This is a genomic window from Pedobacter sp., from assembly GCF_037719805.1.
Taxonomy (GTDB): Bacteria; Bacteroidota; Bacteroidia; order Sphingobacteriales; family Sphingobacteriaceae; genus Pedobacter.
Genome location: NZ_JBBJLZ010000001.1, coordinates 579,606 through 598,349, shown reverse-complemented (window position 1 = coordinate 598,349; position 18,744 = coordinate 579,606). Strand labels below are relative to the sequence as shown.

Sequence of the window (18,744 nt, the reverse complement as noted above, 5' to 3'; positions counted from 1 at the left end):
CGTTATTCAAACTCTGATTTTAAAATACTCATTACCTCTTTTATTGTTTCTTCTTCTAAGTCGGTACGTTTAACAAGCTCATCTATAGATAGTGCCAACACACTTTTAGCAGTGTCACAACCTATGGCTTTAAGCTCATCGATGATCCAGCTATCTATTTCATCTGAGAACTCCTCAATGTCAACATCCTCGTCTTCTTCTCCAGCTTCACGGTAAACGTCGATTTCATATCCCGTCAATTTACCTGCCAGTTTAATGTTATGTCCACCACGACCAATAGCCAAAGAAACCTGATCTGGCTTCAAATAAACCGCAGCATGCTTTGTTTCATCATCTAATTTGATGGACGTGATTTTTGCAGGACTAAGCGCCCTTGTAATATATAAGGAAACATTGTTTGTGAAATTAATCACATCTATATTTTCATTTTTAAGTTCTCTTACAATACCATGGATACGTGAACCTTTCATCCCCACACAGGCACCTACCGGATCAATCCTGTCATCGTACGATTCAACAGCAACTTTAGCTCTCTCTCCAGGTTCGCGAACAATTTTCTTGATCGTGATCAAACCATCAAAGATCTCAGGAACCTCAATTTCGAACAGACGTTGTAAAAATTCTGGTGCTATCCTCGAAATAATGATTTTAGGTGTACTGTTAACCATATCCACTTTCAAAATCACCGCACGAACTGAATCTCCTTTTTTGAAATAGTCGGCCGGAATTTGCTCATTTTTAGGCATCATCAACTCATTGCCTTCATCATCAAGAACAAGTGTTTCTTTCTTCCATACCTGATAAACTTCACCAGTTACAATTTCACCAACTCTATCTTTATATTTTTTGAAGATCTCATCTTTTTCGAGCTCAAGAACTTTAGAAACCAATGTTTGACGAGCAGCTAAAATCGCTCTTCTACCGAAGCTTTCCAATGTGATCTGCTCAATATAGTCGTCACCAACTTCCATATCCGCATCCAATTGTTTTACTTCTGCCAATTCAATTTCAAGATCATCATCCTCAGAAAAACCATCTTCCATAACTTTCCTTGTACGCCAGATTTCCAAATCCCCGTTATCCGGATTTACAATTACGTCACAATTCTCATCGGTGCCATATTTCTTACGCAGCATGCTACGAAAAACTTCTTCCAATACACTAATCACCGTCGGACGGTCGATGTTCTTGAAGTCTTTAAACTCCTGAAATGAATCGATTAAATTAATATTGCTCATTTTTATTTAAATGAAATTAAAACCTTTGTTTCTGTTATATCACTAAAGTCTATGTTGGTTTCTACCAACTGCACTTTTTTGCCCTTCTCCTTAACTTTAGCTTCTATCAAAATTCCCTGATCAGTAACTGAAATTAATTTTCCTTCTTTGACTTCCCCGTTCGAAAGCTTTATACCAACCTCACGACCAACGTTCTTGTCGTATTGCCTTTTCAGTTTTAGCGGCTCTCCTACTCCTGGAGATGAAACTTCCAAATTATAGGCTCTGTCAATTGTATTTTCTTCCTCCAAATGAAAACCAACATGTCTGCTAATCGCGGCACAATCCTGAATATTTATTCCTTCATCGCCATCAACATGAATAATGAGCTTGTTATTTGGCAGCATTCTTACTTCTACCAAAAAAAGCTCAGGTCTATCCGAGATCTTCTCTTCAATCAACTCTATGACTCTTTTTTCTATCTGCATAACCGATTCGCAAATAACAGAAAAGAGGGGACATCTGCCCCCTCTTGCCCACTATTATGCTGCAAATATAAGAATAAATATTTGAATTTAAAAACGTAAGCACGCATTAGTATTTCAATCCTACTGAGGGAAATGGGTTCAGATTGGGTTGAAGAGTGAGCAAGTCCAATACAAGTCCAATGAAAATTGGACTTACCATGCAATTGCCTTTAACTAATCTTGGATTTGTTCAAACCACAATATAGACCGAAGCCCCCTTGCCTTAGCCAAAATACTTGTGATGCCTTTCACTTAACAATAGAAAATGGTTGGATTAATAGCTGTATACTTGAAATATAACCATTGACTAAAACAAGTATGAAACGCTTTACATTGATTGCTCTTTTACTAATCAGCACACAACTATTAGCCCAGGAAGAAGAGAGACGAAAGGTAGTATCAGTAAGAAGCACCGCTATCAAAAATGGTTCAGAACTACAGAAGATGCTGGGCGGTGTGAAGATTACTGATCCAAAAATTTACGACAGGGCTGGCAATGTCGTTGATTCCCTTGAAGCAATAGCAAAAGTGAAAAGTTTCCTATATACCTTGGGCTGGGCGCAGAATAAAGCCAGAGAATACAAAAGGACGATTTTCAAAATTGATCCCGAAGCACAAGTTTTAATGGATGCAAACACAAAGCAGCTGCGACTACCAAAGAGTTTGAAGCTGAGGGAAGGAGTTAGGCTTGAGCTCAAGCCACTGGCCAAGAAGTTGGACCTAAAAACCCTCGAAGGCAAGGCCGTATTACTGATCTTTTGGTGTGATGGATGTTATAGCGGTTCTCAGGCAGACGCCTATGCAGAAGTAAATGAGGTATTGTCCAAATATAATAACCCAGATAAATTAGCAATCATAGCCATTACGCACCATACACCTGAGCATGCAGCTAAAGCACTAATTAGAAATCCCATCGTAAATACAAGGCACATCGTTGATGCAGAAGTTATCAATCAGGCTTATGAGTCAGGAAACCAACCCTTGATGGTTCTGGCCGACAAGTCACACAAAATTATATATGCTATTTCTGGAAATGTGACCATCACTCCAAGAATCTTAAACAATACGCTTAAAGAAATCTTATAAGATTATAAAGAAATCATTTATGAATGTCTTCATTACCCGCCAGATCCCCGATGAAATTAAAAACGTCCTTATCCAAGAAGGGCATACCGTTACAGAATGGGAAGAGAACCGTGTAATGACCGACAACGAATTGATTGAGAACTGTAAGCAAAGCGATGCCTTGTTATGTATCAGCCAAAAGCTCGACGATCATTTCTTTGAAGAATGCAACCACTTAAAAGTTGTAGCGACAAATAGTGTTGGTTTTGACCACATTGACATCGCTAAAGCCAGTGAATTTAAAATACCAATCGGTAATACGCCTAATGTTTTGAGTAAAGCCACGTCTGATATCGCTTTTTTGCTGATGCAAAACGTAGCTAGAAAAGCAATCTTTTGGCACAAAGAAATTGCTAAGGGCAATTGGAACTTCCTGGATCCTTTCAAAAATTTAGGATTTGACCTGAAAGGGAAAACCCTTGGAATATTTGGATTAGGCAGAATAGGTTTTGACTTAGCGAAAAGTGCTAAAGGTGCATTTGACATGTCAATTATTTATCATAACAGAAGCAAAAATGAAGAAGCCGAAAGCCAATTGGATGCGAAGTATGTAAGCTGGGAAGAATTGCTTCAGAAAAGTGATGTGATTAGTGTACATGCCAATCTGAATGACGAGAATAAAGGTCTCTTTGATAAGAGTGCATTTGAAAAAATGAAACGAACTGCACTTTTTATTAATACTGCCAGGGGTGGACTCCATAATGAAAGTGATCTTACAGCAGCACTTGAACAGGGAATTATTGGAGGTGCCGGCTTAGATGTAACTGATCCGGAGCCTATGCACAAGGACAATCCTCTTCTAAGCATGAAGAACGCAGTAGTGCTGCCTCATATCGGGTCTGCTACCATAGAGACAAGAACGGCTATGGCCAATCTTTCTATACAAAACATTCTTGCAGGATTAAAGGGTGAACGCTTACCAGAGTGTGTAAATCCAGAGGTTTATACTTAAATTAAGGCCAACAATCATCGCAATTTAACGGCGGTTCGGTTTGCACAACTAGGGAACTCCTAGGTATATCAGTGCACACTCCTTGGGCAAAAGGGGTCGTTTTCCCAACGAATACGCACTGATATACCTGTGAGTCCACTGTTAGTGCAACACCTGGTCCTTCAGATTCTTGAAAATTATGCTTAATTACCTAATCAATGATTTTTGAATGGGCTTAACTCCCAGACTAAGCTGCCCCTTTGCAACTTGTTCTGCATCTCCAAACTTCGTATTTATGTGTGTAATGACCAAATACTCGCGCCCCTTGACAAAGGGCTGAACTGGTGTGAAAACAATTGACGTATCCGTAACCAAATAGTTCCCTGCGACAAGTTCTTCGCGAATAGTGGTGTCCTTCTCTGAGGGGGTTTGAAGTACAGAGATAAGCTCGCTAAAAACGCTATCCTGCGGATTAAGTAGTTGCAATTTTAAAAGCCCTGGTCTATCAATCTCCGTAATAACAATTGCAGTGCTATCATTTGAAAAGAGGATGGAAAGTGGCTTGCTATTTGATGATGAACATCCAAGAAAAGATGCTGTTAAAAGTGAAAGTACAAGCGTATTGATATTTTTGAGCATGCCACTAAATTAACATTATGAGACTGATTATTGAAATTTTATTGATGGGACTGGCTGTATTTCTTGGGGCCCGATTTGTTCCAGGTGTAGCTGTAGATGGGTACGGAACTGCGATTATCGCGGCGCTCTTGATCGCATTAGCAAATGCTACAATTGGCTTTATATTGAGGTTGCTTACCTTCCCTGTCAACTTTTTGACCTTGGGTCTCATGTCATTTGTAATCACAGTCTTGATGATCATGTTAGTTGCTAACATCATGAGTGGTTTCAGTACGGAAGGATTTTGGGCTTCAGCACTGCTGGCTATCGTTATTGCTGTCCTAAAGGCAATATTCGGCTTGGTCTTGGGATCAGGTAAAGACTAGTTACCTGAGTATCTCTCGGGATATCACGAGTTTCTGTATCTCAGAAGTACCTTCATAGATTTGGGTGATTTTGGCATCACGCATCAATCGTTCAACATGGTACTCTTTCACAAAACCATAGCCACCGTGGATTTGAACGGCTTCAATGGTCACATCCATCGCAACTTTAGAAGCGTAGAGCTTGGCCATTGAACCTTCAAGCGTATAAGGCAAACCCTGATCTTTAAGCCAGGCCGCTTTGTAGACTAATAAACGAGCAGCCTCTATGGTCGTTGCCATATCTGCCAGCTTGAAGGCTATCGCCTGGTGATCCGATATCGCTTTGCCAAAAGATTTCCGTTGTTGAGAGTAAGCAAGTGCCAATTCATAAGCCCCTGCAGCTATGCCGAGGGCTTGAGCTGCAATACCTATTCTACCCCCTTCAAGCGTTTTCATTGCAAAGGTAAAACCAAAGCCATTTGCACCTATCCTGTTTTCCTTAGGTACTTTCACATCGTTAAACATTAGCGAATGTGTATCTGAGCCACGGATACCCATCTTATTTTCTTTAGGTCCGATAGTGAAGCCCTCCATGCCTTTTTCCACAATAAACGCATTGATACCTTTATGTTTCAAAGACCTATCCGTCTGCGCAATAACCAGATAAGTAGAAGCGGTGCTGCCATTTGTAATCCAGTTTTTGGTGCCGTTAAGCAGATAATAATCCCCTTTATCTTCAGCCGTAGTTTGTTGTGAGGTGGCGTCTGAGCCTGCTTCAGGTTCTGACAAACAAAACGCCCCTAGCTTTTCTCCGGAAGCCAAAGGCTTTAGATACTTCTCCTTCTGGGCCTCAGAGCCATACGCCTCGAGGCCAAAACATACCAAAGAATTGTTTACTGAGACAACCACCGAAGAGGAGGCATCAATTTTAGACAGCTCTTCCATAACAAGCACGTAAGACATTACATCCATTCCGCTACCGTTATATTTTTCAGAAACCATCATGCCTAGAAAACCCATTTCTCCAAGTTTTTTCACTTGTTCCACAGGAAATTTCTGATGCTCGTCTCTTTCTATAACTCCCGGCATAAGTTCATACTTTGCAAAATCTCTTGCAGCCTGCTGGATCATCAGTTGTTCTTCAGTAAATTGAAATAGCATCTATATCGATTAAGTGATAGGTTGTCTCAAATCTAAAGAATCAGAAGCAAATTTACTATGGTTGCATAGTAAATTTTTTAGGGAAAGGGCTGTTTATTTTAGCAGATGATTGTTATCATCAGGAAAGACCAGAATTGGATGGAAGAGCTTAGCTTCATCTATTGGCAGTGAGCCGAAAGACATAATAATCAGGATGTCACCCACCTGTACTTTGCGGGCAGTAGCACCGTTTAAGCATACCGTTCCTGTACCCCGTTCGCCTTTAATTACATAAGTCTCAAAGCGTTCACCATTGTTGTTGTTCACAATCTGAACCTTCTCATTGGCGATAATCTGTGCAGCATCCATTAGATCCTCATCAATGGTAATGCTACCTACATAGTTAAGCTCCGCCTGTGTTACTTTAACGCGGTGTATTTTCGATTTTAATATCTCGATAATCATACTGCAAAGTTAATTAAAAAAGTAGCATATTATCAATCAGACGGGTCTGACCAACTTTAGCGGCCACAAGTGCAATTAGATTAGTTTGGCTTTTGTCGCCCGCTGGTTGGAGTGTCTCACCATTCGCAACAGTGAAATAATCCAACTCCACACCAGGGATTTCGTTGATCATTTCTTTTGCATGTGCAACCAGGTTAGAAATCGATCCGCTTTGAAAGTTATCTTTTACGTAAGCTAAAGCAGCATTCAAAACCAGGGAATGTGCTCTGTCTTCTGCAGTCAAATGAATGTTTCTGGAACTCATAGCCAGCCCGTCGGCTTCACGGATAATGGGACATGAAATAAGCTGTACCGGCATGTCGAAATGAGCGATCATATTGCGGATCATCAGCACCTGTTGAAAGTCTTTCTGTCCGAACAAGGCAACATCAGGATCCACAGCATCGAAAAGCTTTTTCACAATCTGAGTGACACCCTGATAGTGACCTCTTCTAAACTCTCCTTCCAGCAAAAATTCTGCTGGTCCTAAATCGATATGCCAATCCTCCTTCTCGGGATACATCTCTTGAACTGAAGGCATAAACACAACGTTACAGCCGGCATCTTTCAGCATCTGGATATCGTGTTCAAGAGGCCGTGGATATTTCTCAAGGTCTTTGGGATCTGTAAACTGAGTAGGGTTTACAAAGATGCTGCAAACGACAAGCTCGGCATGCTGCTGAGCTACTTCGATTAGAGAGACGTGACCTTTGTGCAAAGCACCCATAGTTGGTACTAAAGCTATTTTCTGTTTCGCCAATTTGATTGGACGGAGCAGCGACTTTAAGGCCGCAATGGTATTTATAACTTTCAAACCAGCTTATAAAATTTCGAGTCGGTAAAGTTGGTTATTTCTACATTCCCAACAAAACATCTTGCGCATTTATATTGAAACATGTTATTATTTTGCTTACCTTTGCCCCTTGATAATCTTTTCTTTAACATAAATTTTTATTTACGAATATGGAGATGGCAAAAACGAAGCTACTGATTGTTACACACGAGATGTCGCCTTTCCTTGAACTCACAAAGATTTCAGAAATTACCCGTCAGTTACCGCAGGCAATGCAGGATAAAGGATTTGAGATCCGTATTCTTATGCCCAGATTTGGTAACATTAACGAGAGAAGGAACAGGCTGCATGAGGTGATTCGTCTTTCAGGGATGAACATCGTTATCGATGATAATGACAATCCACTAATTATTAAAGTTGCTTCTATCCCTGCTGCCCGTATGCAGGTTTATTTCTTAGACAACGAAGACTATTTTCAGCGCAAGCATGTTTTCAGAGACAAAGACAATAAATTTTACGCAGATAATGATGAAAGAACCATTTTCTTTTGCAAAGGCGCATTGGAAACTGTTAAAAAATTAGGCTGGTCGCCAGATATCGTTCACTGTCATGGCTGGATGACTTCGTTAGTGCCTGCTTACATCAAAACTACTTACAAAAACGATCCTACTTTCAAAAACTCCAAAGTTGTATATTCTGTATATGAAGACTGCTTTACAGAAACAATGAATACTGATCTTTATAAAAAAGCAGTGATGAATTCAATGACTGTTGAGGATACGAAAGTATTCGAAAAAGCAGACTGTAATGCATTGCATATCGGAGCCATAACGTACTCTGATGCAGTGGTGTTAGCCGATGAAAAACTGAGTCCTGATGTGTTAAAATTTGTTAAAGATTCTAATAAGCCAACTTTAGCTTTTAATTTAACCGATAATTTCGAGAACTTCTACAATTTATATGAAGAAATCTCGACTGAAGAATTGGTTTCAATAGCATAAAACTCAGGTACTAAAATATGAAATTTATAAAACTAGACTTATTGACCCTGTTGATAGGTCTTTTTCTTTTGTCGTCTTGTAAAGACGCAAATACAATTGGTTTTGAACTTGACCCAAGCCTTGCCATTAAAGGCACACTAAATAGTACCGTTGCTGTAAAGTCTATTACTATTAAAGATGATGCGACAAGTACCGTAGCACTAAGCAGACAACCGCTGGGCTACCTAAACGGAGACCCGACCTTTGGAACTACTGAAGCAAGTCTTGCATTTGCGGTTTCCCTGCCTTCTAACGGATACAGCTTCGGATCAAACCCGATCATAGATTCAGCAGTACTGGTGCTTCCTTACAGCAGAATAACTGATCCGGCTACTGGGACAATAATAAATGAATTTTATGGTGATACTGCAACTTCCGTTTACAGCTTTAAAGTACATCAACTTAAAGACGATATAGCCCTACAGACCAATTTTCAAAGCAATAGAGAATTTGCTGTGGAAACCCCGGTTGTCGGTTCGTTTACCGCTAAGATAATGCCCAATACGCCGGTAAGGGTGACCGATATAGTTACCGGAAAGCCGGATACTTCGCGGTTTATCGTTCCTGAAATTAGAATAAGATTAGACAATAGCTTTATCCAAAGTCGCATTCTTTCACTTGATTCAGTAACCCGGTCTCGGAACTCAAGGTTTGCAGCAGCCTTTAAAGGGTTAAGAATAAGTGTTGACAAAGCGACTACCAGTGGTAAAGGTGGGATCATTCTTGTAGATTTTGCTGGAACGAATGCGAACTTGCAGCTTTATTATAAAAAAGACGTCACCAACTCGATCAATAAAGATACGGTGGGCGTAAGTTTTCCTATCGCTATCAAGAGTGGACCCGTTGCTGCAAATATCAAACATGATTATACCGGCACTCCTGTGGAGACGCAGCTAAATACGCCTAATCCTGCTACGCCTTATAATGTTACTTACCTGCAGGGTCTCGCCGGGTTGAGAAATAAAATCTCATTCCCTGATCTTACTGCTTTTGTAAACTCTGTAAAAGCTGGTAACCCTGCATCCCGAATTGTGATTAATCGTGCAGAGCTTGTGGTAAATGTTGCTAATGGTACAGATGCGCTGCCTTATGCTCCTGCCAGAAAATTGATTCTCTATAGAAACGATATCGCTGGAAACCGTTTAAATCTTATAGATTACTCTAATCCTCAAAATAGCAACAATCCTAAATACGTAGGTCCAGATCGTGCGATTAACGGGTTTTATGATGCAACAAACAAGAGATACTTGTTTGTGCTAACAAGCTACCTGCAGAATTTAATAGATGGCGACACAGAAGATTATGGAACGTTTTTATCTGTTACCGGATTTGATGAAGCTAATCTAACTCCATCTATCCTTACTGCGAGAAGATCGGTAATCAATACCACAACTCCTGGCTCTGGTAACAATGCGATTAAATTGAACATCTACTATACCAAGGTTAACTAAATTTAATCTACTACAATACTTTCATATCCTCCGAGATTTCTTAATTTCGGAGGATTTTATTTTTTATAACCAATAATATATGTGTGGAATAGTTGGCTATATAGGCCATAGAGAAGCCTGGCCTTTAATCATTAAGGGATTGAAGCGACTTGAATACAGAGGCTATGACAGTGCAGGGATTGCGCTTATTGACAGGGGTAACCTAAACATTTATAAAAAAGCAGGTAAGGTTTCTGAACTGGAAGCTTTCGCAGAAGGCAAGAACCTGAGTGGCACAGTCGGTATCGGGCACACCAGGTGGGCAACACACGGAGCGCCTTCAGATCGGAATTCTCATCCCCATACTTCGGACAATGGCAAACTGAGTATCATACATAATGGAATCATTGAAAATTACGCTACTATTAAAGCAGAGTTAGTTTCAAGGGGCCACGAATTTAAAAGCGATACAGATACTGAGGTACTAATACATTTGATCGAAGAGATCTACAAAAGTGAGCCTGATGATCTACTGGAAGCAGTGAGACTTGCACTAAAGGAAGTAAATGGCGCTTATGCAATCGTTGTCATGGATGAAGATCAACCTGACCAGCTCATTGCAGCCAGAAAGGGTAGCCCTATGGTAATTGGAGTTGGCGAAGGTGAATATTTCATTGCCTCAGACGCAACACCGATAGTAGAATATACGAAGAACGTAATCTACTTAAATGATAATGAAATTGCGTTTTTAAGACGGGACGAGTTGTTGATCAAAAGACTGGACAATGTCGTTCAAACGCCTTACATACAAGAGCTGGAATTAAAGCTGGAGATGCTCGAAAAAGGTGGTTATGAACATTTCATGCTTAAGGAGATTAACGAGCAACCTAGGTCTGTCCGCGACTGTCTAAGAGGCAGGATTTATCCTAATGAAGGTCGTGTGCAATTAGGTGGGATCAACGAATATGCAGATAAACTAAAAAACGTTGACCGGATCATCATTGTCGCCTGCGGTACTTCATGGCACGCTGGTCTGGTAGGAGAATACCTAATTGAAGAATATGCACGGATACCGGTAGAGGTGGAATATGCTTCTGAATTCAGGTATCGGAATCCGATTATCACAGAAAAAGACGTTGTTATTGCGATATCTCAATCTGGTGAAACGGCAGATACCATGGCCGCTATTGAAATGGCAAAAGAAAAAGGAGCCACGATATTTGGGGTTTGTAACGTTGTTGGGGCATCTATCCCAAGAATAACACACGCAGGAGCGTACACGCATGCTGGACCCGAGATAGGTGTTGCTTCTACAAAAGCATTTACAGCTCAGGTTACTGTTTTAACGTTGATTGCATTCCATTTGGCCCAGCAAAGAGGCACATTAACCAGCTCTAAGCTGACTGAATTATTAACCGAATTAGACAACATTCCTTCTAAGATAGAGAAAGCGTTACAATCTGACGCTTTGATTAAAGAAATTGCAGCTAAATTCAAGGACTCACGTAACTGTCTATTTTTAGGTAGAGGTAGTGGGTTTCCTGTCGCCTTGGAAGGTGCGTTGAAGCTAAAAGAAATCTCTTATATCCATGCAGAAGGTTATCCTGCTGCGGAGATGAAACATGGTCCAATCGCCTTGATCGACGAAGAAATGCCGGTAGTAGTGATTGCAACGAAAAATTCATCCTACGAAAAGGTGATCAGCAATATTCAGGAAGTAAAAGCTAGAAAAGGTATAGTCCTTGCAATTGTTACTGAAGGTGATACAGAGGTCAGGAAGATGGTTGACTACTGCATTGAAATCCCAGACGCCAGCGAAGCGTTTTTACCACTTTTAGCTACCATACCCCTACAATTACTTTCTTATCATATCGCGGTAATGAGAGGCTGTAATGTAGATCAACCCAGGAACCTTGCGAAATCCGTGACGGTTGAATAATCAGTTTTAAATATAGTGAAAGAAGCTCATGGTAATTGACATGAGCTTCTCTCGTTTAAAACGGCAGGTCTCCGGAAGTATCACTATCCAGGTAATCACCTTCGCTTTTTGGTACGCTGCTATCCGTAGTTGCCGGCGTGTTCTCAAAATCACTTTTTCTTCCTAAAAGTGTGAAGTTTTCTGCAACGACTTCGGTAACATATTTTTTTACTTTCTCTCTATCCTCGAATGAACGTGTTCTGAGCTTCCCTTCGATGTAAACGAGTTTGCCTTTTTGAAGGTACTTCGATGCGACCTCCGCAAGCCCTCTCCACAAGACGATATTATGCCATTCCGTTTGCTCTACCCTTTTACCGTCCTTGTTGTAAGTCTCTGAAGTAGCCAGCGGAAAACTGGCAACCGTTACGCCTCCATCTAAATGTCTAACCTCTGGATCTTTGCCCAGATGGCCTACTAAAATAACCTTGTTAATACCTGACATGAAATATAGTTTATAAGTGGTTAGTTGAATAAAAATCCATAAAATTAGCGATTACCTTTGGCTGAGGTAATTGTTCAAAATCAGTGTTTGAAAGCCATTTTACAGTCGCATTCTGATTAAAGTTAATTATATAATTATCTAAAGCAAAAAAATCAACATATATAGTTTGGTGTGTAAGCAAATGCTTTTTGTGTGAAATATGCGTGAGTTTAAGCTCGTTACCAAACATGATTTTTGCCTGGTCCAGAAAGCCGGAGCCTTCCCTTTCATACGGGGTTTTAGTTTCTAAAAGCGGAAAATCGAATAGCTCCTGCCAGATGTCGTCTTCAGTCCGTTTACGAACTAATATGTTATCTTCATTTGTTGCTACAAAATAGTTGAAGTACCGATTCCGTTTAACGAGATTTTTAAGCTTAACCGGAAGCTGATTGACCAATCCCTGGCTTCTTGCTACACATTCCAATTGTAAGGGGCAAACCGGGCATAAAGGAGTTTTAGGTTTGCAGAGTAAAGCTCCAAACTCCATAATCGCCTGGTTGTAAAGGGAGGGAATCTGACCTTTAATCAAGTCTTGTGCGAGGTAGCCAAACTCCTTCTTACCAGCTGTACTATTGATAGGGGTAGCAATCCCAAAAAAACGGGCCAGCACCCTGAACACATTTCCGTCCAAAACAGCCTTTTCTTCATCTGCAGAAAAAGACGAAATAGCAGCTGCTGTATAATCACCGACGCCCTTTAATAAAATCAGCGCACTATAGCTGCTGGGGAAAACTCCATGATATAATTCAAGAACCTGTTTGGCTGTAAATAACATGTTCCTCCCTCGGGAATAGTAGCCTAATCCCTGCCAACGCTTTAATATCTCTGTCTCACTGGCATTAGCGAAATCGGCAACCGTTGGATAGGCATCATGAAAGGCATGAAAGTAAGGTAAGCCCTGCTCTACGCGGGTTTGTTGAAGGATGATTTCTGATAACCATATCACGTAAGAATCTCTTGTATTTCGCCAGGGAAGTGAACGCTTGTTTATTGTATACCATGCAATAATTTCTTGCTGAAAACTCATGAGACAAAAATACAGTGTTCTAAAATTCTTTTTTTCAAAAACTTGCATTTCACTGATACATGCTGGAACAAATAAATGATCTTTTATTTTCCTATCTCATTAAAAAGCAATACTTTTGCAACCCCAAATCAGTTATAATAGTAAATCATAATAAATTAAATTAAGTAATATATGACCAAGGCAGATATCATTTCAGAAATATCAACGAAAACAGGAATTGAAAAAGTAGATGTACAGGAAACCGTTGAAGCATTTTTCAAAGTGATCAAAACTAGCATGATCGGTGGCGAGAATGTTTATGTAAGAGGATTTGGAAGTTTTGTTGTTAAAAAGAGAGCACAAAAGACTGCTAGAAATATTTCTAAAAACACTGCAATAATTATCCCAGAGCATTTTGTTCCAAGCTTCAAACCAGCAAAGGTTTTTGTTGATAAAGTAAAAAGCAACACTAAGAAAATCAGCGTAGAAGCTTAGTTAATATGCTAAAAAGTATCCGTTCAAAACAAGTAGTAACGATAGGAGCAGTAATGCTCCTGATGTTTTATTTGTTTAGCCGTGATATTAAAGGTTTAGTTAAACCAAAAGATGAAACGACAAATAAAGGACCTGCTGCCGGGGAGCAAATGGCTGATAAAACGCCGGCGGTAATAGATCTTGCAGAAGTATCGACTGCTGCCAAGAATAGTCTTGGAGCTAATATAGCAAGCGAGATAACTAGTTTGGAACAAGCGTACAATTCCGCGCCTGAAAGTGAAAAAGGCTTCGCAGCCAAAGCACTTTCACAGAAGTGGGATTCCGTTGATCAAGATCTTCCCAGTGCTTTATATCTGGAGATTCGGGCAACGAAAGCAAAGACGTTACCCGATTGGCTGGCTGCAGGAGATAAGTTTGTAAAAGCGTTTGACAATACACGTGATAGCGTCTTACTTCCAGCTTTACTACAGCGGGCGAACGCTTCCTATAAAAATGCACTGGCATTGGACTCTACCAGTATTGATGCTAAAACAGGGCTCGGTATCACGATCGTAAATGGTATGGGCATGCCAATGCAAGGTATAGCAATGTTGCTGGATGTAGTTAAAAAAGATCCCAAAAATTTAAAGGCAAACATGAGCCTGGGAACATTTGCAATTAAGTCAGGTCAGTTTGATAAGGCAATTACTCGTTTTAATGATATCATTGCAATCAAGCCCTCCCCTGACGCCTATTTCTATCTTGCTACGGCTTATGAAAGTTTAGGTAAGAATTCAGAAGCGATTGACGCATATGTTAAAAGCAAAAAGCTTGCAGGTAACCCAACATTGTCGAAGTTCATTGATGATAAGATCATTGAACTGAAAAGTAAAAGTTAATAAACAGATTAATAAAAATATTTAAAACTCAAAGTTATGCCAAGCGGTAAAAAAAGAAAGAGACATAAAATGGCTACCCACAAACGTAAGAAACGTCTTAGAAAAAATAGACATAAGAAAAAATAGATTTTCTTAATGTATGTTTCAGTAATTAAGGATATAAAGATTTGTATCCTTAATTGTTGGCTGCATATTTTTGCGTTTTAGTCCATGTGTTAATAAGGCGTAAAGCCTTTAATTCTGTAGCTTTTGGTAAAAGAACTAATTATAGATTCCTCTCCCCTGGGAGTGACCATAGCTTTAGTTGAAGACAAGCAACTTGTAGAACTTCATAAGGAACAGATCAATAATAACTACGCCGTTGGCGACATTTATTTAGGCCGCATAAAGAAAATTATGCCCGGACTGAATGCTGCTTTCGTAGATGTTGGTTATGAAAAAGATGCGTTTTTGCATTATTTTGATCTTGGGCCACAAGTTCAGTCTTTAATAAAGCTTACAAAAATTAAGCGTAATGGCACTGTTAACGGCACCTTATTAGATAATTTCAAATTAGAAGGTGACATTAATAAGGCTGGTAAAATCTCTGAGATCGTTAGCAAGAATCTAGTGCTTCCGGTTCAGATTGCCAAAGAGCCAATTTCAACAAAAGGTCCAAGGCTAAGCTCTGACCTGTCAATTGCAGGTCGCTATGTTGTCTTAGTTCCCTTCTCAAATGTAATCTCCATTTCAAAAAAGATCAAGAGCAATACCGAACGAAATCGTCTAAAGAAAATTATCGAAAGTATTAAGCCTAAGAACTTTGGTGTTATCATAAGAACTGTTTCTGAAGGTAAAGGCGTTGCCGAGCTGCAAAAAGATCTTCTAGATTCTGTTGCAAAGTGGGAAAACTTCATAAAGAAATTACCGGAAGCTGAACCATCTAAACGTGTATGGGGAGAAATGGACCGTACATCAACGCTAATTCGTGATATCTTAAGTACGGATTTCACAAACGTGTATGTAAACGATCCCAATCTCTTTGAAGACATTCGCTCCTATGTTCATGAAATCTCTCCCGAGATGGAGAAGATTGTGAAATTATACAAGCATAAGGAACATATTTTCGAGCATTTCAGTATTGAAAAGCAGATCAAAAACTCGTTTGGAAAAACAGTTAATCTTGCTGGAGGTGCTTATCTTGTTGTGGAACATACCGAAGCCTTGCACGTAGTAGACGTAAATAGTGGCAATAGGACTGCCAGCAAGGAAAATCAGGAAGAAAATGCGCTTCAGGTAAACAGAGAGGCCGCAAAAGAAATTGCAAGACAGTTAAGGTTGCGTGATATGGGTGGTATTGTGGTTATTGATTTTATCGATATGCATAAGCCTGTCAATCGCAAGATCTTGTTTGACTACTTAAAAGACCTGATGTTGCTCGACCGCGCGAAGCATACTATACTGCCACCAAGTAAATTTGGATTAGTTCAAATTACCAGACAGCGTGTAAGGCCGGAAATGAACATTGTTACAAGTGAAAAATGCCCTACCTGTAATGGTACGGGAGAAATAAAGGCTAGCATTGTCTTGATGGATGAAATCGAGAGTAACCTAACCTATATTTTGCAGGAGCAAAACGAAAAAAACATTACGCTTTGTGTACATCCTTACATTGAAGCTTTTATTAAAAAAGGAATAATTTCTTTACAATGGAAATGGTTCTTCAAGTTTGGCCAAAGGGTTAAGATACGCGCCGTATCTTCTTACAACCTAACTGAGTTTCACTTTCTTTCATCTAAGGATGAAGAAATAAAATTATAAAATAACAACGTTACTTTTAGGCCTGATCTCGTAAGAAATCAGGCCTTTTTTTATTGGGTTTCCTACTGTAATTAACGGTAAATTCGTTCATACATAACTTTAAATATTATATAATTGGCTAAAAGTAAATCAGCGTATTTCTGTCAGAGTTGCGGATACGAATCTGCAAAGTGGATGGGTAAATGTCCTTCTTGCGGCCAGTGGAATACATTGGTTGAAGAACTGATAGAAAAAACAAATGCAAAGGTACCCTCCTGGAAAACGTCGGGTACTACTCAACGGGTAAACAAGCCATCCAAAATTGAAGAAATACATTCTACAAAAGAGGAAAGAACGCATACCGGAGATATGGAGCTGGATAGAGTCCTGGGCGGTGGGATCGTTGCTGGCTCGGTCATTTTAATCGGCGGTGAACCCGGGATCGGAAAATCAACATTGATGTTGCAACTTGCGCTAAACATTGAGGGAAAAAAGATCCTTTATATATCTGGTGAGGAAAGTGAGCATCAGATTAAAATGCGCGCAGAGCGGATAACAACAGACCCAAAGGCGCAGTGTTTTATCCTTACAGAAACGTCGACTCAAAACATTTTTAAGCAACTGGAAGAATTGGAGCCTGATTTAGTAGTCGTAGATTCCATTCAGACCCTGCATTCCTCCAATATTGAATCTACTCCAGGCAGTGTCTCACAAATTAGGGAATGCGCTGCGGAGTTGCTGAAATTTGCAAAAGAAACAGATACTCCTGTATTTCTTATCGGACATATTACAAAAGACGGTACGATCGCCGGTCCAAAGATACTAGAGCATATGGTAGATACCGTGCTGCAGTTTGAAGGCGACAGGCACCACGTGTATCGGATCCTGAGGTCAATAAAGAACAGGTTTGGGGCAGCTGCTGAACTGGGAATTTATGCAATGGATGGCACCGGACTCCGACAGGTATCTAATCCTTCGGAGATCCTGTTATCACAGCGCGAAGAAGAGCTTAGCGGCATCGCAATATCTGCAACTTTAGAAGGCGCCAGGCCGATGTTGATCGAAACACAGGCATTAGTGAGCACTGCAGCTTATGGCACTCCTCAGAGGTCTGCAAATGGATTTGATACGAAGCGAATGAATATGCTGCTAGCTGTCTTAGAGAAACGCTGTGGTTTTAAGCTGAGCACCAGAGACGTATTTTTGAATATCGCAGGTGGAATAAAGGTGGAGGATCCAGCAATAGATCTTGCTATTATGGCGGCAGTTGTCTCTTCACATGAGGATATATTCATATCGTCAAAAACGTGTTTTGCTGCGGAGGTTGGCCTTTCAGGTGAAATCCGGGCCGTCAACAGGATAGAGCAACGAATACTGGAGGCAGAAAAACTAGGCTTTGAAAGAATCTTTATATCCACCTATAATATGAAAGGCTTATCCAGACAAAAGTTCAATATTGAGATCAAAGATGTAAATAAAATAGATGATGTATTTACAGTATTATTTGGATAAATCAAGGCGCAAACGCAACGATATTACTCGCTAAGAGGAATATTCTCCCCAATTTAAAAATTGGTGCTCAAGGCAGATTAACTACAATACACTGTTTATCTGTGCATTAACATTGTTATAATGCCAATATTAAGTATGGCCTGTTGATTGTAATACTGTTACTGTTGCTAACCTTTATGGTTAACAACAAACAATAGGGATGATTATCCTCGTTATCGTAAGATGGCGAGGATTTTTTTTGTGTTAGTTATTCCTAAGTATTAGAAATTTAGATAACTTTATAATAGTAATCTGTTGAAAAGACCTAAAATATAAGTCATGAATTTAAGAGCCCTGATACTGAGTTTTGCATTATGTTTTATTGCCTATGGTGCGTTCGCTCAAGAGTCGAAGCCGGTCAGTTTGAGCAGCTTTGGTGAAGGTGTTAAGCCAGGAAAGAAAGTTCCGGTTGCAAAGATGGAAGCCGCAATGGGTGACAAGAAGACTGCCGATCTGCAGATTACAGGTGAGGTAGTAGAGGTCTGTAAGAAAAAAGGTTGCTGGATGACATTGAAAATGCCAGCCGGAGAAAATATCCGTGTGACATTTAAAGACTATGGGTTCTTCATGCCAATGGATATCGTTGGAAAGAAAGTAGCTCTCGATGGCATTGCAAAGAAACAAGTAATATCAGCAGAGACGTTGCGCCATTATGCTGAAGATGCACATCAAACCGCAGCAGAGGTAGCGAAGATTACTGAACCGAAAAAAGAACTTGCATTCGAAGCAAAAGGAGTTGTGATATTGTAATTAAAATAGAGGCCCATCCTCCCAAAATATTGATTGATGCCCTGTTTTTTCTAAAACAGGGCTTTTTTATGATAAATTAGCATGTACATTCGTAGATTTCTTAAATTTCAAATATATTCGCATTAACCATTTATTA

19 protein-coding genes are annotated in these 18,744 nt (G+C 39.9%); 11 read left to right on the top strand and 8 right to left on the bottom strand.

Annotated features, from left to right (window positions below):
- Window positions 1–2: 2 nt before the first annotated feature.
- The gene (gene nusA / locus WKF66_RS02755) at window positions 3–1,238 is read right to left on the bottom strand and encodes a transcription termination factor NusA (RefSeq protein ID WP_489672873.1); all 1,236 of its coding nucleotides are present in this window, start codon (window positions 1,236–1,238) and stop codon (window positions 3–5) included.
- A 2-nt stretch (window positions 1,239–1,240) separates the two neighbouring features.
- On the bottom strand, window positions 1,241–1,705 hold the full coding sequence (gene rimP / locus WKF66_RS02750) for a ribosome assembly cofactor RimP (RefSeq protein WP_489672872.1): 465 nt from the start codon (window positions 1,703–1,705) through the stop codon (window positions 1,241–1,243).
- A gap of 357 nt (window positions 1,706–2,062) precedes the next feature.
- Between rimP and WKF66_RS02745 the strand changes: the two genes are divergently transcribed.
- Together WKF66_RS02745 and WKF66_RS02740 are read left to right on the top strand one after the other, a co-directional pair.
- Complete coding sequence (locus WKF66_RS02745; protein WP_489672871.1) at window positions 2,063–2,830, top strand: peroxiredoxin family protein; 768 nt, start codon at window positions 2,063–2,065, stop codon at window positions 2,828–2,830.
- A gap of 19 nt (window positions 2,831–2,849) precedes the next feature.
- Complete coding sequence (locus WKF66_RS02740) at window positions 2,850–3,821, top strand: 2-hydroxyacid dehydrogenase (RefSeq protein WP_489672870.1); 972 nt, start codon at window positions 2,850–2,852, stop codon at window positions 3,819–3,821.
- A 186-nt stretch (window positions 3,822–4,007) separates the two neighbouring features.
- On the opposite strand, the gene WKF66_RS02735 is transcribed toward WKF66_RS02740, so the two are convergent.
- Window positions 4,008–4,439, bottom strand: coding sequence for a hypothetical protein (locus WKF66_RS02735; RefSeq protein ID WP_489672869.1), 432 nt, complete (start codon window positions 4,437–4,439; stop codon window positions 4,008–4,010).
- A 17-nt stretch (window positions 4,440–4,456) separates the two neighbouring features.
- Between WKF66_RS02735 and WKF66_RS02730 the strand changes: the two genes are divergently transcribed.
- Entirely contained in the window at window positions 4,457–4,804 is a 348-nt protein-coding gene (locus WKF66_RS02730; protein ID WP_489672868.1) for a phage holin family protein, read from the top strand.
- On the opposite strand, the gene WKF66_RS02725 is transcribed toward WKF66_RS02730, so the two are convergent.
- The 3 genes from WKF66_RS02725 to panC form a co-directional block, all read right to left on the bottom strand.
- Window positions 4,805–5,944: an acyl-CoA dehydrogenase family protein gene (locus WKF66_RS02725; RefSeq protein ID WP_489672867.1), complete on the bottom strand. Its 1,140-nt coding sequence runs from the start codon at window positions 5,942–5,944 to the stop codon at window positions 4,805–4,807. It lies immediately after the preceding gene.
- 93 nt (window positions 5,945–6,037) lie between these two features.
- Complete coding sequence (panD, locus tag WKF66_RS02720) at window positions 6,038–6,388, bottom strand: aspartate 1-decarboxylase (RefSeq protein WP_489672866.1); 351 nt, start codon at window positions 6,386–6,388, stop codon at window positions 6,038–6,040.
- A gap of 13 nt (window positions 6,389–6,401) precedes the next feature.
- Window positions 6,402–7,241 carry a pantoate--beta-alanine ligase gene (gene panC, locus WKF66_RS02715; protein WP_489672865.1) on the bottom strand — a complete coding sequence of 280 codons (840 nt, stop codon included), beginning with the start codon at window positions 7,239–7,241 and terminating at the stop codon, window positions 6,402–6,404.
- Window positions 7,242–7,396: 155 nt separating this feature from the next.
- Here panC and WKF66_RS02710 point away from each other — a divergent pair, with 155 nt between their 5' ends.
- From WKF66_RS02710 to glmS, 3 genes are all read left to right on the top strand, one after another.
- Complete coding sequence (locus WKF66_RS02710) at window positions 7,397–8,221, top strand: glycogen/starch synthase (protein WP_489673330.1); 825 nt, start codon at window positions 7,397–7,399, stop codon at window positions 8,219–8,221.
- 17 nt (window positions 8,222–8,238) lie between these two features.
- Window positions 8,239–9,711: a DUF4270 domain-containing protein gene (locus tag WKF66_RS02705; RefSeq protein ID WP_489672864.1), complete on the top strand. Its 1,473-nt coding sequence runs from the start codon at window positions 8,239–8,241 to the stop codon at window positions 9,709–9,711.
- Between the two features lie 79 nt (window positions 9,712–9,790).
- Entirely contained in the window at window positions 9,791–11,629 is a 1,839-nt protein-coding gene (gene glmS / locus WKF66_RS02700) for a glutamine--fructose-6-phosphate transaminase (isomerizing) (protein ID WP_489672863.1), read from the top strand.
- 55 nt (window positions 11,630–11,684) lie between these two features.
- On the opposite strand, the gene WKF66_RS02695 is transcribed toward glmS, so the two are convergent.
- Both WKF66_RS02695 and WKF66_RS02690 read right to left on the bottom strand, forming a co-directional pair.
- A complete protein-coding gene (locus WKF66_RS02695) occupies window positions 11,685–12,110 on the bottom strand; it encodes a single-stranded DNA-binding protein (protein ID WP_489672862.1) in 426 nt (141 codons plus the stop codon).
- 10 nt (window positions 12,111–12,120) lie between these two features.
- Window positions 12,121–13,176, bottom strand: coding sequence for an A/G-specific adenine glycosylase (locus WKF66_RS02690; RefSeq protein WP_489672861.1), 1,056 nt, complete (start codon window positions 13,174–13,176; stop codon window positions 12,121–12,123).
- Window positions 13,177–13,347: 171 nt separating this feature from the next.
- Here WKF66_RS02690 and WKF66_RS02685 point away from each other — a divergent pair, with 171 nt between their 5' ends.
- The 5 genes from WKF66_RS02685 (at window position 13,348) to WKF66_RS02665 (ending at window position 18,608) form a co-directional block, all read left to right on the top strand.
- Window positions 13,348–13,650: an HU family DNA-binding protein gene (locus WKF66_RS02685; RefSeq protein ID WP_131556207.1), complete on the top strand. Its 303-nt coding sequence runs from the start codon at window positions 13,348–13,350 to the stop codon at window positions 13,648–13,650.
- Between the two features lie 5 nt (window positions 13,651–13,655).
- The gene (locus WKF66_RS02680; protein ID WP_489672860.1) at window positions 13,656–14,528 is read left to right on the top strand and encodes a tetratricopeptide repeat protein; all 873 of its coding nucleotides are present in this window, start codon (window positions 13,656–13,658) and stop codon (window positions 14,526–14,528) included.
- 249 nt (window positions 14,529–14,777) lie between these two features.
- Window positions 14,778–16,328: an Rne/Rng family ribonuclease gene (locus WKF66_RS02675; protein ID WP_489672859.1), complete on the top strand. Its 1,551-nt coding sequence runs from the start codon at window positions 14,778–14,780 to the stop codon at window positions 16,326–16,328.
- Between the two features lie 114 nt (window positions 16,329–16,442).
- Window positions 16,443–17,819, top strand: coding sequence for a DNA repair protein RadA (gene radA / locus WKF66_RS02670; RefSeq protein ID WP_489672858.1), 1,377 nt, complete (start codon window positions 16,443–16,445; stop codon window positions 17,817–17,819).
- A gap of 318 nt (window positions 17,820–18,137) precedes the next feature.
- Window positions 18,138–18,608 (top strand): DUF4920 domain-containing protein, encoded by a 471-nt coding sequence (locus WKF66_RS02665; RefSeq protein ID WP_489672857.1) that lies wholly within the window; start codon window positions 18,138–18,140, stop codon window positions 18,606–18,608.
- The last annotated feature ends 136 nt before the right edge of the window (window positions 18,609–18,744 follow it).

Excerpts from the sequence above, each read along its gene's own strand:
- WKF66_RS02705 (WP_489672864.1), top strand. The coding sequence starts at position 8,239 with ATGAAATTTATAAAACTAGACTTATTGACCCTGTTGATAGGTCTTTTT.
- WKF66_RS02685 (WP_131556207.1), top strand. The coding sequence starts at position 13,348 with ATGACCAAGGCAGATATCATTTCAGAAATATCAACGAAAACAGGAATT.
- WKF66_RS02695 (WP_489672862.1), bottom strand. The coding sequence starts at position 12,110 with ATGTCAGGTATTAACAAGGTTATTTTAGTAGGCCATCTGGGCAAAGAT.
- WKF66_RS02725 (WP_489672867.1), bottom strand. The coding sequence starts at position 5,944 with ATGCTATTTCAATTTACTGAAGAACAACTGATGATCCAGCAGGCTGCA.
- rimP (WP_489672872.1), bottom strand. The coding sequence starts at position 1,705 with ATGCAGATAGAAAAAAGAGTCATAGAGTTGATTGAAGAGAAGATCTCG.
- WKF66_RS02740 (WP_489672870.1), top strand. The coding sequence starts at position 2,850 with ATGAATGTCTTCATTACCCGCCAGATCCCCGATGAAATTAAAAACGTC.
- WKF66_RS02665 (WP_489672857.1), top strand. The coding sequence starts at position 18,138 with ATGAATTTAAGAGCCCTGATACTGAGTTTTGCATTATGTTTTATTGCC.
- WKF66_RS02690 (WP_489672861.1), bottom strand. The coding sequence starts at position 13,176 with ATGAGTTTTCAGCAAGAAATTATTGCATGGTATACAATAAACAAGCGT.
- panD (WP_489672866.1), bottom strand. The coding sequence starts at position 6,388 with ATGATTATCGAGATATTAAAATCGAAAATACACCGCGTTAAAGTAACA.
- nusA (WP_489672873.1), bottom strand. The coding sequence starts at position 1,238 with ATGAGCAATATTAATTTAATCGATTCATTTCAGGAGTTTAAAGACTTC.
- WKF66_RS02735 (WP_489672869.1), bottom strand. The coding sequence starts at position 4,439 with ATGCTCAAAAATATCAATACGCTTGTACTTTCACTTTTAACAGCATCT.
- glmS (WP_489672863.1), top strand. The coding sequence starts at position 9,791 with ATGTGTGGAATAGTTGGCTATATAGGCCATAGAGAAGCCTGGCCTTTA.
- WKF66_RS02730 (WP_489672868.1), top strand. The coding sequence starts at position 4,457 with ATGAGACTGATTATTGAAATTTTATTGATGGGACTGGCTGTATTTCTT.
- WKF66_RS02745 (WP_489672871.1), top strand. The coding sequence starts at position 2,063 with ATGAAACGCTTTACATTGATTGCTCTTTTACTAATCAGCACACAACTA.
- WKF66_RS02680 (WP_489672860.1), top strand. The coding sequence starts at position 13,656 with ATGCTAAAAAGTATCCGTTCAAAACAAGTAGTAACGATAGGAGCAGTA.
- WKF66_RS02710 (WP_489673330.1), top strand. The coding sequence starts at position 7,397 with ATGGCAAAAACGAAGCTACTGATTGTTACACACGAGATGTCGCCTTTC.